Below are 16,340 nucleotides of genomic sequence, written 5' to 3'. Positions count from 1 at the left end.
TCGTGCTGCTTCGTCGGCGATGGCCGGACGGGATCCATTGCGGTTCACGCACGGGCCCCGTCCGGATCCTGTCGGTATTACTCGGCGCTGACCTCTGAGCCTTCCAGGTTCAAGTTCAGCTTGTCGCCGGTCGTATCGTCCTCGTCGTCGATCTCTCTCATCTCGATCTCCTGCTCGTCGCCGGACAAGATCTTCACGTCCATGCCAAGGCTCTGAAGCTCCTTGATCAAGACCTTGAACGATTCCGGCACGCCAGGTTCAGGGACATTCTCGCCCTTGACGATCGATTCGTACGTCTTCACGCGGCCGACGACGTCGTCGGACTTCACGGTCAGAATTTCTTGCAGCGTATAGGCAGCGCCATAGGCCTCCAGCGCCCAAACTTCCATTTCCCCGAAGCGCTGGCCGCCGAATTGGGCTTTACCGCCCAACGGCTGCTGCGTGACGAGCGAGTAAGGACCGGTAGAGCGCGCATGGATCTTATCGTCGACCATGTGCGCGAGCTTGATCATATACAAAACGCCGACGGTGACTTCGCGCTCGAACGGTTCGCCCGTGCGGCCGTCGTACAGCTTCGTCTTGCCGTTGCGCTGCATGCCGGCTTCTTCCATCGTGTCGAACACGTCGTGCTCGCGCGCGCCGTCGAATACCGGCGTAGCGGCGCGAATGCCGAGGTAACGGCAAGCCATGCCGAGGTGAACCTCGAGCACCTGACCGATGTTCATCCGCGACGGTACGCCCAGCGGGTTCAGAACGACCTGAACCGGCGTGCCGTCCGGCAGGAACGGCATGTCTTCCTCAGGCAGGATGCGCGCGATAACGCCCTTGTTGCCGTGGCGTCCGGCCATCTTGTCGCCTTCGGAGATCTTCCGCTTTTGCGCGATATAAGCGCGCACCAGCTGGTTGACGCCTGGCGGCAGCTCGTCGCCGTTTTCCCGCGTGAACACTTTGACGTCGACGACGATGCCGTCGGTACCGTGCGGTACGCGCAAGCTCGTGTCGCGCACTTCGCGCGCCTTCTCGCCGAAGATGGCGTGCAGGAGACGCTCTTCCGCGGTCAGCTCGGTAACGCCCTTCGGCGTAACCTTGCCTACGAGGATGTCGCCCGCGCTGATCTCGGCACCGACGCGGATGATGCCGCGCTCGTCGAGATTGCGGAGCGCGTCTTCGCCGACGTTCGGGATGTCGCGCGTGATTTCTTCCGGTCCGAGCTTGGTGTCGCGCGCTTCGGACTCGTATTCTTCAATATGAATCGAGGTGTAGACGTCTTCTCTCACGAGCTTCTCGGAGAGCAGGATCGCATCCTCGTAGTTGTAGCCTTCCCACGTCATGAACGCGACGACGACGTTGCGTCCGAGCGCCAATTCGCCGGTATCCGTGGACGGACCGTCGGCAAGGATGTCGCCCTTCTTGACGATGTCGCCCTTGCGGCAGATCGGGCGCTGGTTGATGCAAGTGCCTTGGTTCGAACGCATGAACTTCTGCAGCTTGAACTTGATGACGTCGCCCTTGACTTCCTTGCCGTCGAGCAGCTCGATGCGGCGCAGCCAGATCTCGTTGGCTGTGACGCGCTCGATAACGCCGTCGTGCTTGGCGACGATACAGACGCCGGAGTCCTTCGCAGCCTTGTGCTCCATGCCGGTGCCGACGTACGGCGAATCCGGGACGAGCAGCGGCACCGCTTGACGCTGCATGTTCGAACCCATCAGCGCGCGGTTGGAGTCATCGTTCTCGAGGAACGGAATCATCGCGGTCGCGACGGATACGACTTGCTTCGGCGAAACGTCCATGTAGTCGACGCGATCGCTCGGCATTGTCAGGATGTTGTCTGCCTGCTTGTTGTAACGAACGATGACCATATCGTCTGCGAACTTGCCCTCTTCGGTGAGCTGGGCGTTCGCTTGAGCGATGATGTAGTTGTCTTCCTCGTCGGCGGTCATATAAACGATCTCTTCGGTGACGACGCCGTTGCTGTGATCGACCTTGCGGTAAGGCGCTTCGATGAAGCCATACTCATTGATCCGCGCGAACGTGGACAGCGAGTTGATCAGACCGATGTTCGGACCTTCAGGCGTCTCGATCGGACACATGCGGCCGTAGTGGGACGGATGAACGTCGCGCACTTCGAAGCCTGCGCGTTCCCGCGTCAGACCGCCTGGGCCGAGCGCGGACAGACGACGCTTGTGCGTCAGCTCGGCAAGCGGGTTCGTCTGGTCCATGAACTGCGACAGCTGGGACGAGCCGAAAAACTCCTTGATCGCTGCGATAACCGGACGAATGTTGATCAGCGCCTGCGGCGTGATCGCGTTCTGATCCTGGATCGACATCCGCTCGCGCACGACGCGCTCCATCCGGGACAGGCCGATGCGGAACTGGTTCTGCAGCAGCTCGCCGACCGAACGCAGACGACGATTGCCCAGGTGGTCGATATCGTCGGTGCTGCCAATGCCGTGCAGCAAATCGATGAAGTAGTTAATGGACGAAATGATGTCCGCCGGCGTGATGTGCTTCACCGACTTGTCGATGATGCCGTTGGAGATGATCTTGACGACCTTGCCTTCCTCGACCGGCGAGTGCACGAGAATGCTCTGCAGCGGGATGTCTTCCGCTTCGTTGACGCCCGTTACGCGGTAGTTCTTGAAGCCGACGTTCTTCTCCAGCATCGGGAGGATCTGGTCGAGCAGACGGCGATCGATGACCTGTCCCGATTCGGCGATAATCTCGCCGGTCGACGGATCGACAAGGGTCTCCGCGAGACGCTGGTTGAACAGACGGTTTTTAATATGAAGCTTCTTGTTAATCTTGTAGCGGCCGACGTTAGCCAGATCGTAGCGCTTCGGATCGAAGAAGCGGGCGATCAGCAGGCTGCGCGCATTTTCCAGCGTCGGGGGCTCGCCCGGACGCAAGCGCTCGTAAATCTCGATCAACGCCTTCTCGGTGGAGTCGGTGTTGTCCTTCTCGAGCGTATTGCGGATGAACTCGTCCTGACCGAGCAAGTCCAGAATCTCGGCGTCCATGCCGAATCCGAGTGCGCGAAGCAGTACGGTTACCGGAATCTTGCGCGTGCGGTCGATACGTACGTAGATGATATCCTTGGCGTCCGTCTCGAGCTCGAGCCAAGCGCCGCGGTTCGGAATGACTGTTGCGGTATACGTCTTCTTGCCGTTTTTGTCGATTTTGGTGCTGTAGTAGACGCTAGGCGAACGTACCAATTGGCTGACGATGACGCGCTCAGCGCCGTTGATGATAAAGGTACCGGTCTCCGTCATGAGCGGGAAATCGCCCATGAACACTTCCTGTTCCTTGACTTCGCCCGTCTCCTTGTTAAGAAGGCGAACCTTGACGCGCAGCGGAGCCGCGTAAGTCACGTCGCGCTCCTTGGACTCGTCAACCGAATACTTCGGCTCTCCAAGGCTGTAATCGACGAACTCGAGCACGAGGTTGCCCGTGAAGTCCGAGATCGGAGAAATGTCCTGGAAGATCTCGCGCAGCCCGTCGTCCAGGAACTTCTGGTACGATTGCTGCTGGATCTCAATCAGGTTCGGGATGTCCAGCACCTCATGAATGCGGGCATAACTGCGCCTGGTGCGGCGACCATACTGAACAAGATGTCCTGCCAACTTATCCTCACCCCTTCAGTCTACTGTGAAGCTTATGGTAGCGGAGCGAGATCCTCTCTCCAGCACTAGCAGAGGCAGCCGTCCGCGGAGAACCCTGCGGTTATGATAAAACGCGGAAAGTGGGTAAAATAACATCGGGAGGACGCTATAAGCGCAATTGTGCATACAAAATCACAGCGGCAAACAAATAAAAGCCCCTATGCCCCAAACGGAGGCACAATGGCACTCGTATCCAGCCCATTCACCCAATATACGCCAAACGGCGTATTTTTATTCCTCTGAATGGCGCTAATCGCATAACTTCTTTACATACAGACAACTAGCCCATCTTAAATCTGACATCTTCCAATAGTAACACAAGCGCCTACCCAGGTCAAACCCGTTTTTCGGGCGGGGGAAAAGGAAAGACGGGGAAAGCCCCATGCACGCTTTGACATTTGTCAAAACAACGCCCTTACGCTTCTGTGCAAAAGCCGCTTTTCTGTTTAAGCCTTAACCGCCCTGTACACGCGATACCCTTTGTCCTTGCCTGCTTCGCTCACCCGATCTTCACCGAAGCACGCTTCCAGCTTGGCTCTTGCGCTCGGCGCGCCTTGCTTATTCTGAATGACGATCCAGAGCGAACCGCCGGGGTTCAAGTGCGTTGCCGCTTCTTCGAGAATGCGGTGCACGACCGCCTTGCCCGCCCGAATCGGCGGATTGGACAAGATGACGTCGAACGTCTTGCCGCCTATCGCTTCATATAGATCGCTAACCTGAATGTCCACGTTGTCGATGCCGTTGAGCGCCGCATTTTCACGGCTCAGCGCGACTGCCCTTTCGTTCACGTCCAGCATCGTCACATGTCCTCGCGGCACCAGGCGGGCCGCCGTCAGTCCGATCGGGCCGTACCCGCAGCCGACATCAAGCACGCGATCTTGCTGCTCCAGCTCGACATGCTCGATGAGCACCCGGCTGCCGTAGTCCACCCCGTCCCGCGAGAACACGCCGGAGTCGGAGACGAACTGCAACTTTTGCCCCCGCAGCACGGCCTCGATTTTTTTGCGGTCGCTGCGCGCGCTGGGCTGCTGCGTATAATAATGATCAGCCATCTCCTCGTCCCCTCTGCACAAACATGCACAAACCCCTCGAAGGCAAGCTTCAAGGGGTTCGCGATTCGATTGTTAAGCTAAATTACTTAACTTCGACCTTAGCGCCGGCTTCTTCGAGCTTAGCCTTAACAGCGTCAGCTTCGTCCTTAGCCACTTTTTCTTTAACAGCTTTAGGAGCGTTGTCGACAACGTCCTTCGCTTCCTTCAGGCCGAGACCCGTGATTTCGCGAACAACCTTGATAACGTTGATCTTGGAAGCGCCAGCTTCGAGCAGGATAACGTCGAATTCAGTTTGCTCTTCAACTTCTGCTACTGCAACTGCGCCAGCAGCAACAGGTGCTGCAGCAGTTACGCCGAATTCTTCTTCGATTGCTTTGACCAGGTCGTTCAGTTCCAGGACGCTCATGCCTTTGATGGCTTCCAAGATGGACTCTTTGCTCATGGTAGTACCTCCGTTAAATTAGATAATTTGTTGGTGGAAAGTCAATTCGGGCGCCCCGATGACCGAGGCGTTCGACTTATGCGCTTGCTTCGTTCTTCTCGGCGACAGCCTTGACGGCGAGCGCGAAGTTGCGCATCGGCGCTTGCAGGACGCTGAGGAGCATGGAGAGCAAACCTTCGCGGGAAGGCAGGTCAGCCAACGCCTTGACTTGAACAGCGTCGATAAAGCGACCTTCGATGACGCCGCCTTTCAACTTAAGCGCATCGTTCTTCTTGGCGAAGTCGTTGAGGATCTTCGCTGCGGCAACGACGTCCGTAGCGCTGAACGCTACAGCGGTAGGACCCGTCAGGACGGAATCCAGGTCGCTCAGCTCAACGCTAGCCGCAGCGCGGCTGACGAGCGAGTTCTTCAATACTTGGAATTCGATGCCGGCTTCGCGCAGACGCTTGCGAAGTTCCGTGACTTGAGCGACGTTCAGGCCGCGGTAATCGGCAACAACCGTGCTCGCGCTGGACTTCAGCTTGGCAGCGATCGCTTCGACTTCCTGCTGCTTGGCTTCGATAATCTTTGCATTTGCCATTTGGTACACCTCCTGGTCGTAGGACTTCACCGTATCGATCGTCTATAAGGCTACAGCCTTCACGAAGGCATTAAAAATGCCCCCGCAGACATCGCGGAGGCATGACGTTACATTAATCTTACGCATCCCTGCAAGGCAAGGACGGGTAACGAATGTATGCACACACCTCGGTAGGAAATTAAGCCTCGCGGCACCTACGGTCTACGGTATCAATATTCAACTTGATTAAAGTAACACGTCCATACTCGGTCTGTCAACCGCCAGAAGCTGGCGATTAGAGACGGTATGCCGAAACGTTGAGACGCGCGCCTGGGCCCATCGTCGAGGAAATCGAGATGTTCTTCAGGTATACGCCCTTCGCAGCGGATGGCTTGGCACGGTTCAGCGCGTCGACCAGGGCCTTCAGGTTGTCGGCGAGCTTCGCCGAATCGAAGGATACCTTGCCGATCGGAGCGTGAATCTGACCTGCCTTGTCCAGACGGTACTCGATCTTACCGGCCTTGATCTCTTGGACGGCCTTGGTCACGTCGTTCGTAACCGTGCCGGCCTTCGGGTTAGGCATGAGGCCCTTACCGCCGAGGATACGGCCGAGCTTACCGACCTCGCTCATCATGTCCGGCGTCGCTACGCAGACGTCGAATTCGAACCAGCCCTGCTGGATCTTGTTGATGAGGTCCGTGTCGCCGACATAGTCAGCGCCAGCGGCTTCGGCTTCTTTGAGCTTGTCGCCCTTGGCGAATACAAGCACGCGCTGGGTCTTACCCGTGCCGTGAGGCAGGACGACGACGCCGCGCACGTTCTGGTCTTGCTTTCTCGGATCGACGCCGAGACGGACAGCTACTTCGACGGACTCGTCGAACTTAGCCTTGGCCGCTTGCTTCACAAGCTCGATCGCTTCCGCAGCTTCATAAGTTGCGTCGCGGTCGATCAGCTTGGCGGCTTCTTGGTACTTCTTGCCGTGCTTAGCCATGTAGTTCTCCTCCTTGTGTGGTAGTAACGGAAGTCTCCTCCCACTTCGCTCTTCGTCCCAAGGACGGTCCGAAGCGCGATCGCGATCCCTATATCAGGTCCGCTGCAATTAGTCTTCGATGACGACGCCCATGCTGCGCGCCGTGCCTTCGACCATACGCATAGCCGCTTCGACGGAAGCCGCGTTGAGATCCTGCATCTTCTGCTCGGCGATCTCGCGAACTTTCGCACGCTTAACGGTAGCGACCTTCTTCTTGTTCGGCTCGCCGGATCCCTTAGGGATGCCAGCAGCGACGCGAAGCAATACTGCCGCAGGCGGCGTCTTCGTCTCGAACGTGAAGGAACGGTCTTCGAATACGGTGATGACGACCGGAATGATCAGGCCGGCTTGGTCAGCCGTACGCGCGTTGAATTCCTTACAGAAGGCCATGATATTAACGCCTGCTTGACCCAGTGCGGGACCGATAGGCGGCGCAGGGTTAGCCTTGCCGGCCGGCACCTGCAGCTTGACCATTTTAATGACCTTTTTTGCCATGTTGTTGCACCTCCAGCTCAAAATGCGGTATAACGGGATGCTTGGTCCCTCCCGCTCAAATCCAGAAACCTGCGAGCGGCGGCGCGAACGCCCCCATCCGCCAGACTATTATATCTTCTCCACCTGAGTGTAATCCAGCTCAAGCGGGGTTTCTCTGCCGAACATGTTGACGTGCACCTTCAGCTTGCTCTTGTCGTGAAGGATCTCTTCGACCGACCCGACGAAGTTCGCGAAAGGACCGACCTTGACGCGGACATTCTCCTTCAATTCGAAGTCGATGACCGGCTTCGGTTCCTCCATGCCCATGTGTTTCAGAATCTGATCCACTTCTTCGGGCAGCAGGGCCGTAGGCTTCGATCCCGATCCGGTCGATCCGACAAACCCGGTAACGCCGGGCGTGTTGCGGACCACGTACCAGGAATCGTCCGTCTGGACCATCTCGACGAGGACGTAGCCCGGATACACCTTGCGCATCACGGTCTTTTTCTTGCCGTCCTTGTTGACGAGCTCTTCCTCCATGGGCACGAGCACACGGAAAATCTTGTCCTGCATGCCCATCGATTCCACGCGTTTCTCCAGGTTCGTCTTAACCTTGTTCTCGTAACCGGAGTACGTGTGTACTACATACCATCTTTTTTCCATCGGAAAAGCCACCTTTGGGTTCCGCGTTAAATGACGAGGTCGATCAAGCGCGAAATGATGACGTCCAGCACCCAGAAGTAAATCGTAACGATCAGCACCGTCACAATAACGACGAGCGTGTAGCTGATCAACTCTTTACGCTTGGGCCAACGGACCTTCTTCAGTTCACTCCAACTATCGGCAAAGAACGAAGTAAAGGACCCAAAGCTCTGTTTCATTTTGGCCAGGAAAGTCACGTCCCAAAACCTCCTAGAGCTTAGCGAGTCTCGCGATGAGCCGTGTGCTCATTGCAGAACTTGCAGAACTTCTTCAGTTCGATGCGATCGGAGTGCGTGCGCTTGTTCTTGGTCGTCGCATAATTCCGCTGCTTGCAGGTCGTGCAAGCGAGAGTGATGATTACCCGCATCTGTTCCACCTCCCGGGCTGTGCCAGATCACAAAAAAAAAGACATTGAATCCGGGTTAATACGCCTAAGCCGTTACGTACGACAACGACACCTGGCGTATCACACCATATTCAGGGCTGCGCATAAAACTCCACCTTAAGGTTACTAAAGTAATTTATCATAGCCCATACGCAATGTCAACGAGAAAGCTTGACAATCGAGTACGGGCGGCAGGTGCGGGACGTTATTAAGACTCTGCGGCCACAGAGCTCTCTATTATTCTAGCCCACCTGAAGCGGTCTTTAAACCCGGAACGGCGCAGCCGCTGAAAAAACGAAAAAAGCAGCCTGCCGTCCGGCGCTGCCTCTGTACGCTTCCCCTATGTAGCTGACGGCTTCGGCCGGCCTACAGACCGATGTCCCTGACCTCTAGATATCGCTCGAGCTTGCGCTTCACGCGCTGAAGGGCATTGTCGATTGACTTGACGTGGCGATCGAGGTCGACGGCGATCTCCTGGTAGGAGCGCCCGTCCAGATAAAGCATCAACACCTTGCGTTCCAGGTCGCTCAGAATCTCGGACATCTTGTCCTCGAGACCGTAGAACTCCTCCTGGTTGATGATCATCTCCTCGGGATCGCAGACGCGTGAGCCGCAGATGACATCCAGCAGCGTACGGTCAGAGTCCTCGTCATAGATCGGCTTGTCCAGGGAAACATAAGAGTTGAGCGGAATATGCTTCTGACGGGTCGCCGTCTTGATCGCGGTGATGATCTGGCGCGTGATGCACAGCTCCGCGAACGCCTTGAAGGAGGCCAGCTTGTCCCCCTTGAAGTCGCGGATCGACTTGTAAAGGCCGATCATGCCCTCTTGCACGATATCCTCGCGCTCCGCACCGATCAAAAAATAAGAACGGGCCTTCGCCCGGACGAAATTGCGGTATTTATTGATCAGATACTCCAGTGCCTCGGCATCGCCCGCGCGTACCGACTCGACGATATCCTCGTCGGTCTTGAAGTCGTATTCATATGTGACAAGGTCGTTAACGTCGACGCTCACGGTCATCCCTCCGGCTTCAAGACTTTAAAAGGATACACTCTGGATCTACCAAACTATTACCAATATACTTGATGCAGCCGATAGCGTCAATGAAGAAAACCCTTATAATTCAAGGCTTCCGGGCAATGCGGACATGTGTTTGCGTTTTGGCCAAGAGACTTGCAGCCTACTTCGGGCGCAACGATCGCCGGGGCAGCGGCGGGAGACAGGTCCCGCCCTGCTCCCGTCCTAGGACTTGCCGCCCGAATCGTCGGACGCACGCTCGCCCCGGCGCCACTGCTCCAAGACCCGCGCCACGTCGTCGCTTAGCACGCCGCCCAACGGATTGCGCTTGGGCGGCGGCGCCTTGCGAATCGTCTTGCCGATCTCGCGCCGGCTTTCTTCCACCGCGAGCAGCAGTTCCCGCGCGGACAGCCGCAGCGCGCCGCGACCGAACGCCACGTGCTGCTCGGTCTGGTCGGAAGTAGCGACGTATACGTCCCGCCGGACCGAAGTCACTTCGCCGACGAGGCGCTCGATGCATTCGTCCGCCGTTTCTTTCTCGCGGGTGTATACGACGCCGAGCCGATGCTGCTTGAGCTTGGCGCCCGCGCCGGGCACGCGAAACGCGTCGAATACGACTATGACCTTCAGTCCCAGGTACCCCTGGTAATCCGCCAGCATGTCGAGCAGCCGGTCGCGCGCGTCCTCCAGCCGGGTCGCCTTCAGGCGGTCCAGCTCTGGCCACGCGCCGATCATGTTGTAGCCGTCGACGATGAGAACGTCCTCACGGCGAAGCATGGCCGCCACTGCCCGGATCGCCGCCGCGCTTCGCGAGCCGCTGACGCACGGCTTCGTAGAGGATGATGCCCGCGGCTACCGAAGCGTTGAGCGAGTTGAGCTTGCCGAACATCGGCAGGGAGATCAAAAAATCGCATTTCTCGCGGATCAGGCGGGACAAGCCCTTGCCTTCGCTTCCGATAACGATGGCGATCGGTCCAGTCAGGTCCGTGGCGTAGACGTCGGCCTTCGCCTCGCCGGCCGCGCCCGCGATCCAGACGCCTGCTTCCTTCAGCCGGTCGATCGTCTGCGCCAGGTTGGATACCCGCGCGACGGGCACGTACTCGACCGCGCCGGCGCTCGTCTTGGCGACGACGGCCGTGAGGCTCGCGCTGCGGCGCTTGGGCACGATGACGCCATGGGCGCCCGTGCAGTCGACCGACCGCAGGATGGAGCCGAGGTTATGCGGATCCTCGACCTCGTCGAGAAGCACGATGAGCGGCGCCTCGCCGCGCTCGGCCGCCCGCGCGAGCAGTTCTTCCGGCTCGGCGTAAGATACCGCCGCCGCCTGTGCCACGACCCCTTGGTGCTGGATGCCCGGCGCCAGGCTGTCCAGCTTGCGTTTGTCCGCATACTGGACCACAACGCCGCGCCCCTTGGCCTCTTCCAGGATCGGCTGAACGAGGCTTTTCTGAGCCTGGTTCGAGAGCCAGATCTTGTTCAGCGCGCGGCCCGCTTTAAGCGCTTCGAGCACCGGATGCTTGCCGGCCAGGTACTGCTCGCCTTCGCTTTCCGCATCGTCCGCCGGCAAGGCATCGGCCGCTTCATCCTCAAAAGCTGCGACGCGAGCGCGAGCCTCGCGCTCGGCAGCGTCTGCTTCATGCCGGCGGCCCTGCGCCTGTTGCCCGGATCCGCCTCTGCGGTCCGCCGCGAAGCCGGGCTTGTAGGCGCCGCCCGCGGGCTTGCGTGCGCCCCCGGCAGTCGGCTTGTCCGCCGCGCGCCGATCGGCCCGCCCCTCGTCCCGGCCGGTCGATCGGCCTTCCGCCTGACGGCGTCCGTCCCGTCCCCCTGCGGCGGCCCCGCCATTGGCGGTCGGCCCGCCCGCGCCACGCGCGGGACGATCCGTTTTCCCCGGTCCTCCCGGGCGATTGCTGCGATTGCTGCTCATGTCGTCTCTTCCTTTCGCCCGGGTCGCGCGGACCCCTCCGGCTTCGTTTCTTCGGGCTCGAAGGCCAGCCCTATCAACTTCTCGAGCCGCTCCCGTTCCCCTCGGTAATACAAATAGCCCACCAGCGCCTCCAAACCGGTCGCGTGGCGGTAATCGCCCGGATCCGCATTGCGCGGGGGCGCCCCCGACTTCGCGTTGCGGCCGCGCCTTGCGATGTCGGCTTCTTCCTCCGTCAGCAGCGGCCCCCACCGCACCAGCAGCCGCGCCTGCGCGGCGGCGGATACGTACCTGGTTGCCGCCTTGTGCAGCTCATGCGGCTTGCGCGACGAAGAGGCGATCAGCCGCTGACGGATGTACACCTCGAACACGGCGTCCCCAACGTAGGCAAGCACGATCGGATTGAGCAGATTGACCGGCTGATCCGAAGGCAGCTCCGGCGCGATGACCGGAAGCGACGGCACATGCGTGCGAAGCTCCGTCATTTCCGGCGCCACCGCATCCCCTGTGCCGTATCTTCGAGGATGATCCCCTTGTCCGCCAGCAGGTCGCGAATCTCGTCCGCCCTCGCGAAGTCGCGGCGCTTGCGCGCGTCGGCGCGCTCGGCGAGCAGGCTGTCGACCTCCGCGTCCAGCAGCTCTGCGCCCGCCTCCGGCGGCAGCAGTCCGAGCACCCGGTCGAACGCCGCGATAAGTTCAAGATACGCGTGAATATCCGCCGCGCACGCCGCATCGCGCTTAAGATACGTATTGGCGTCGGACACCGTCTGGAACCAAACCGTGATCGCGTCGGCCGTGTTGAAGTCGTCGTCCATCTTGGCGTCGAACGCCGCCCGGAACTGCGCAAGCCTCGGGGCCACGGAAGGATCGGCCGGCACCAGCTCGGAGACGGAGGACAGCCGATGCTTCAGGTTGTCGCGCGCGTTGGCGAGACGCTGAATGCTGTTTTCGCCCTGCGCGACCGATTCGTCGCTGAAATTGATCGGGCTCCGGTAATGGCCGGTCAGCATAATATAGCGGATCGCCTGCGCGCTCGTCTTCTGCAGCAACTCGCGCGGATTGACCACGTTGCCGATGGATTTGGACATTTTTTCGTTGTCGATATTGACGAAGCCGTTATGCATCCAGTAGCGTGCGAGCGGCTTGCCCGTCAACGCCTCGGATTGCGCGATTTCGCACTCGTGGTGCGGGAACTGCAGGTCGTTGCCGCCGCCGTGGATGTCGAGCGTTTCGCCCGCGTACTTAAGCACCATCGCCGAGCACTCGATGTGCCAGCCCGGACGCCCCTCGCCCCATGGGCTGCTCCAGCTGATCTCACCCGGCTTGGCCGCCTTCCAGAGGACGAAATCCTGCGGCGCTTCCTTGCGCTCGTCGACCTCGATCCGGATGCCGTACTGCAGATCCGCAAGGTTTTTGTGCGACAGCTTGCCGTAGTCGGGGAACCGCGCGGTCCGGTAATAGACGTCTCCGCCGCTCTCGTAGGCGAAGCCCTTTTCCTCAAGCGTTCGGATAAACGAAATTATCTCCGGGATCGTGTCCGTCACCCGCGGATTTTGCGTAGCCGGAATGACGCCGAGCGCGGTCGTATCCTCGATGAAAGCCTTGATAAACATCTCGCCGAGCTCGGGTACCGTGATGCCCATCTCTTCCGCGCGCCGGATCATCTTGTCGTCGACGTCGGTGAAGTTAGTCAAGTAATTGACCTTGTAGCCGATATGCTCCATGTACCGGCGCACGACATCGAAAAAGATAACGGGACGCGCGTTCCCGATATGAATATACCCGTATACGGTCGGTCCGCATACGTACATCGTGACTTGGCCGGGCTGTTGAGGCACGAATGGTTCGGCCTCGCGGGTCAACGTGTTGTAAATGCGAAGGGTCATGTTCGATTATGGCTCCTTTGATGTTCTTGAACGGGCGGAAGAATACACGGGCTCCGCTTGGCGCTCGCGGTCGTCCCCTGGCGCGGCATCGCCTTCGGCCGGCTGGCCGTCGCCGCTGTCGGTTGCCGAGTCGCATCTCGCTTTGAGCTTGAGCGGCGGCGGATCGAAGTATCCGTTGCGTTCCCGCTTCAGATGCTCCAGCTCGCCCTTGAGATCGTCGATTTCCTTTTGCATGAAGCGAAACGTCTCGATGACCGGGTCCGGCAGGTTCGTATGGTCGAGACGGTCGCCGATCCGTTGTCCGCCCCGCTTAACGACGCGCCCCGGAATTCCGACGACCGTGCTGTCCGGCGGCACCTCCCGGAGCACGACGGAATTCGCGCCTATATTGGAATTGTCGCCCACTTTGAACGAACCCAATACTTTGGCGCCCGAAGCGATGACGACGCGGTTGCCGATCGTCGGGTGGCGCTTGCCTTTTTCTTTGCCGGTCCCGCCGAGCGTCACGCCTTGGTAGATAACGACCTCGTCCCCGATCTCGCAGGTCTCCCCGATGACGACGCCCATCCCGTGGTCGATGAACAGCTTGCGCCCGATTCTCGCGCCGGGGTGGATCTCTATGCCGGTCATGAACCGGCTCACCTGCGAGATGACGCGCGCCGCGGTAAACCATCTTCTTTTAAAAAAGCCGTGCGCGATTTTGTGCGCCCAGATGGCGTGCAGCCCCGAATACGTGAAGATGACCTCGAACCGGCTCCGGGCCGCCGGATCGTTTTCGAACACCGCTTCTACGTCGGAACGCACCGTTTCCCAGAAGCCCATGTTCTTCCCCCCTTGATATGTGCTGCCATAACTACCGCAGGATGCGAAACAATCGCGGGAGCTGCGCGGCGGCGCGCGTTATGCGCAAAAAAAAGACGCCCCGGCAGCTCTCGCTGCAGAGGCGTCTTCGGACGCGGTCCCACTCTGCTTGGCGCGATCGGCGCTCTTGCTCTTCCAGCAAGGCGCGGCGGATCGCCCGTCTCATTCGGCCGTTAACGGGGCCCCCCCGGCAACGCCTAACACAAGCTTGCCGGCCGGCCGATTCGATGGAATCGAATCGGCGGCGACCGGCGCTCCGCTCGGCGCTGCGGCTCCCAGGCGCATTTCCCCCACGTCGGATACGAGACTGCTCTCACCCTAGGCAGTCCTCTCTGGCCGCTCCTCGTCGTGGCGTACTCTCCTGTTCGTCGCTATTACAGCAAGTATAGTGCAAGGTCCGGCAGGTGGCAAGGGGCGCGAGCGGGCAAGCGCGGAGCGCGGGCTGGAATTATTGTCCGCTAGCGTTATACAACGCAAGGGCACCGTGTCCGGCAGCAACACACAGGACCGTTCAAGCGTCATTGCACGCTGCCTGGGGCACATCGCTATTCCGCCGCATTCTCACATCCGCAGCCATATAACGATGTCGCACATCGCTATTCGGTCACATTCTCACATCCACGGCCAAATAACGATGTCGAACATCGCTATTCCGCCGCATTCTCACATCCGCAGCCAAATAACGATGTCGTACATCGCTATTCCGCCGCATCCGAGGCAATAGCGGCAAAAAGTTACGCTATCCCTTCTTCACTCGCTATACCCAGCAAGAACGCCTCTCCGTTCTATAATGCCAGCCCCGGCCCGCCGGCAGCCGACCCTAGCGCTCTCCGATCAGCCGAGCGAAGCCGCCGTCTCCCGCAGCCGCGAGAGCACGCGGTCGCGGCCGAGCAGCCAGATCGTGCCGTTCAGGTCCGGCCCGTGCATCTGGCCGGTCAGCGCCACCCGGATCGGCATGAACAGGCCTTTGCCCTTGGCGCCGGTCTCCGTCTGCACGGCCTTGATGAGCGCCTTCATGCCCTCGACCGTGAAGCCTTCTTCGCCGGCGGCCTCGATCTGCCCCGCGAACGCGTGCAACACCGTCGGCACCTGCGGATCCGCCAGCACTTCGCGCGCCTCGTCGTCGACCTCGATCCGCTCGCGGACGAACAGCTCGGACAGCGGCACGATCTCCGCGCCGTAACGCAGATGCTCGCGCAGCAGCGTCACGAGCGCCGCGGCCCAGGCCATCTCGCTATCGTCCGGCTGCTCGGCAATGCGGCCCGCCTTTTTCAGATGCGGCAGGCACAGCTCGAGCAGACGCTCCGGCGAGACGCTTTTCAGATAATGCTGGTTGATCCAGTTGAGCTTCACCGTATCGAACACGGCCGGGCTCTTGGACAGCCGCTCCGACTTGAAGATCTCGATGAACTGCTCGCGGGTGAAAATCTCCTCTTCGCCCTCCGGCGACCAGCCGAGCAGCGTGATGAAATTGAACAGCGCCTCCGGCAAATAGCCGAGACCGTCGTACTGCTCGATGAACTGGACGATCGACTCGTCTCGCTTGGACAGCTTCTTGCGGCTCTCGTTGACGATGAGCGTCATGTGGCCGAACACCGGGGGTTCCCAGCCAAGCGCCTCGTAAATCATCAGTTGGCGCGGCGTATTGGTAATGTGGTCCTCGCCCCGCAGCACGTGGCTGATCGCCATGTGATGATCGTCCACGGCCACCGCGTAGTTGTAGGTCGGTATGCCGTCGCGCTTGACGATGACGAAGTCTCCGAAGTCCTCCGAACGGAACGTGATCTCGCCTTTGACCATGTCGTCAAAAGTATAAGTACGCCCTTCCGGCACGCGGAACCGGATCGCCGGAATGCGTCCCTCTGCGATCAGCTGCTCCTCGTGCTCCTTCGTAATATCGCGGTACTTGCCAGAGTACGCCGGCGTCTCGCCGCGCGCGAGCTGCTCCTCGCGCTCCGCCTCGAGCTCTTCCTCGGTCGCATAGCAGCGGTAAGCGAGCCCGCGCTCGAGCAGCTGCTTGGTGAACTCGTCGTAAATATGCAGACGCTCGGTCTGCCGGTACGGACCGTAATCCCCGTGCCGGTCCACGCTCTCGTCCCAATCGACGCCGAGCCATTTGAGATAGGTCAGCTGGCTCTCCTCGCCGCCTGCGACGTTGCGCTTGACGTCGGTGTCCTCGATCCGGATGATGAAGTCCCCGCCGTGATGGCGAGCGAATAAGTAGTTAAAAATAGCGGTGCGCGCGTTGCCGATATGCAGATGCCCAGTCGGGCTCGGCGCGTAGCGAACCCTGACCTTGCCGGTTTGTCCGTTGCTCATGTTCATTGCTCCTCCCGTTCCCGTTCCAGTC

At 59.8% G+C, this 16,340-nt stretch carries 16 protein-coding genes and 1 other annotated feature; all 16 genes read right to left on the bottom strand.

The window, feature by feature from the left end; translation table 11 throughout:
- Window positions 1-77 precede the first annotated feature (77 nt).
- Window positions 78-3,620, bottom strand: coding sequence for a DNA-directed RNA polymerase subunit beta (gene rpoB / locus ACFOTD_RS30250; RefSeq protein WP_378123685.1), 3,543 nt, complete (start codon window positions 3,618-3,620; stop codon window positions 78-80).
- A 485-nt stretch (window positions 3,621-4,105) separates the two neighbouring features.
- Window positions 4,106-4,711 carry a class I SAM-dependent methyltransferase gene (locus ACFOTD_RS30245; RefSeq protein ID WP_378123684.1) on the bottom strand — a complete coding sequence of 202 codons (606 nt, stop codon included), beginning with the start codon at window positions 4,709-4,711 and terminating at the stop codon, window positions 4,106-4,108.
- An 82-nt stretch (window positions 4,712-4,793) separates the two neighbouring features.
- A complete protein-coding gene (gene rplL, locus ACFOTD_RS30240; protein ID WP_090117931.1) occupies window positions 4,794-5,153 on the bottom strand; it encodes a 50S ribosomal protein L7/L12 in 360 nt (119 codons plus the stop codon).
- 76 nt (window positions 5,154-5,229) lie between these two features.
- A complete protein-coding gene (rplJ, locus tag ACFOTD_RS30235) occupies window positions 5,230-5,733 on the bottom strand; it encodes a 50S ribosomal protein L10 (RefSeq protein ID WP_378123683.1) in 504 nt (167 codons plus the stop codon).
- A gap of 63 nt (window positions 5,734-5,796) precedes the next feature.
- Window positions 5,797-5,958 (bottom strand) — a sequence feature (ribosomal protein L10 leader region).
- A 49-nt stretch (window positions 5,959-6,007) separates the two neighbouring features.
- Window positions 6,008-6,703, bottom strand: coding sequence for a 50S ribosomal protein L1 (gene rplA / locus ACFOTD_RS30230; protein WP_277533364.1), 696 nt, complete (start codon window positions 6,701-6,703; stop codon window positions 6,008-6,010).
- Window positions 6,704-6,811: 108 nt separating this feature from the next.
- Window positions 6,812-7,237 carry a 50S ribosomal protein L11 gene (gene rplK, locus ACFOTD_RS30225; protein ID WP_090117934.1) on the bottom strand — a complete coding sequence of 142 codons (426 nt, stop codon included), beginning with the start codon at window positions 7,235-7,237 and terminating at the stop codon, window positions 6,812-6,814.
- Between the two features lie 108 nt (window positions 7,238-7,345).
- Window positions 7,346-7,879, bottom strand: coding sequence for a transcription termination/antitermination protein NusG (gene nusG, locus ACFOTD_RS30220; protein WP_090117935.1), 534 nt, complete (start codon window positions 7,877-7,879; stop codon window positions 7,346-7,348).
- 26 nt (window positions 7,880-7,905) lie between these two features.
- The gene (secE, locus tag ACFOTD_RS30215; RefSeq protein WP_277568446.1) at window positions 7,906-8,115 is read right to left on the bottom strand and encodes a preprotein translocase subunit SecE; all 210 of its coding nucleotides are present in this window, start codon (window positions 8,113-8,115) and stop codon (window positions 7,906-7,908) included.
- 20 nt (window positions 8,116-8,135) lie between these two features.
- Window positions 8,136-8,285 carry a 50S ribosomal protein L33 gene (rpmG, locus tag ACFOTD_RS30210; protein ID WP_271754013.1) on the bottom strand — a complete coding sequence of 50 codons (150 nt, stop codon included), beginning with the start codon at window positions 8,283-8,285 and terminating at the stop codon, window positions 8,136-8,138.
- 384 nt (window positions 8,286-8,669) lie between these two features.
- Complete coding sequence (gene sigH / locus ACFOTD_RS30205) at window positions 8,670-9,326, bottom strand: RNA polymerase sporulation sigma factor SigH (RefSeq protein ID WP_378123682.1); 657 nt, start codon at window positions 9,324-9,326, stop codon at window positions 8,670-8,672.
- A 222-nt stretch (window positions 9,327-9,548) separates the two neighbouring features.
- Complete coding sequence (locus tag ACFOTD_RS30200; RefSeq protein WP_378123681.1) at window positions 9,549-10,100, bottom strand: NYN domain-containing protein; 552 nt, start codon at window positions 10,098-10,100, stop codon at window positions 9,549-9,551.
- A complete protein-coding gene (gene rlmB / locus ACFOTD_RS30195) occupies window positions 10,087-10,890 on the bottom strand; it encodes a 23S rRNA (guanosine(2251)-2'-O)-methyltransferase RlmB (RefSeq protein ID WP_378123717.1) in 804 nt (267 codons plus the stop codon). The genes ACFOTD_RS30200 and rlmB overlap by 14 nt, the downstream gene beginning before the upstream one ends.
- A 353-nt stretch (window positions 10,891-11,243) precedes the next feature.
- Window positions 11,244-11,729, bottom strand: a complete 486-nt coding sequence (locus ACFOTD_RS30190; RefSeq protein WP_378123680.1) for a Mini-ribonuclease 3 — start codon at window positions 11,727-11,729, stop codon at window positions 11,244-11,246.
- A complete protein-coding gene (gene cysS / locus ACFOTD_RS30185; RefSeq protein WP_378123679.1) occupies window positions 11,726-13,129 on the bottom strand; it encodes a cysteine--tRNA ligase in 1,404 nt (467 codons plus the stop codon). Before cysS ends, ACFOTD_RS30190 begins: the two co-directional genes overlap by 4 nt.
- A gap of 6 nt (window positions 13,130-13,135) precedes the next feature.
- A complete protein-coding gene (gene cysE / locus ACFOTD_RS30180) occupies window positions 13,136-13,951 on the bottom strand; it encodes a serine O-acetyltransferase (protein ID WP_378123678.1) in 816 nt (271 codons plus the stop codon).
- A gap of 873 nt (window positions 13,952-14,824) precedes the next feature.
- Complete coding sequence (gltX, locus tag ACFOTD_RS30175) at window positions 14,825-16,309, bottom strand: glutamate--tRNA ligase (RefSeq protein ID WP_378123677.1); 1,485 nt, start codon at window positions 16,307-16,309, stop codon at window positions 14,825-14,827.
- Window positions 16,310-16,340: the final 31 nt, after the last annotated feature.

The sequence above is a fragment of the Cohnella sp. GCM10012308 genome, from assembly GCF_042649185.1.
GTDB lineage: Bacteria > Bacillota > Bacilli > Paenibacillales > Paenibacillaceae > Cohnella.
This window is presented reverse-complemented; position numbering and strand designations above follow the sequence as displayed.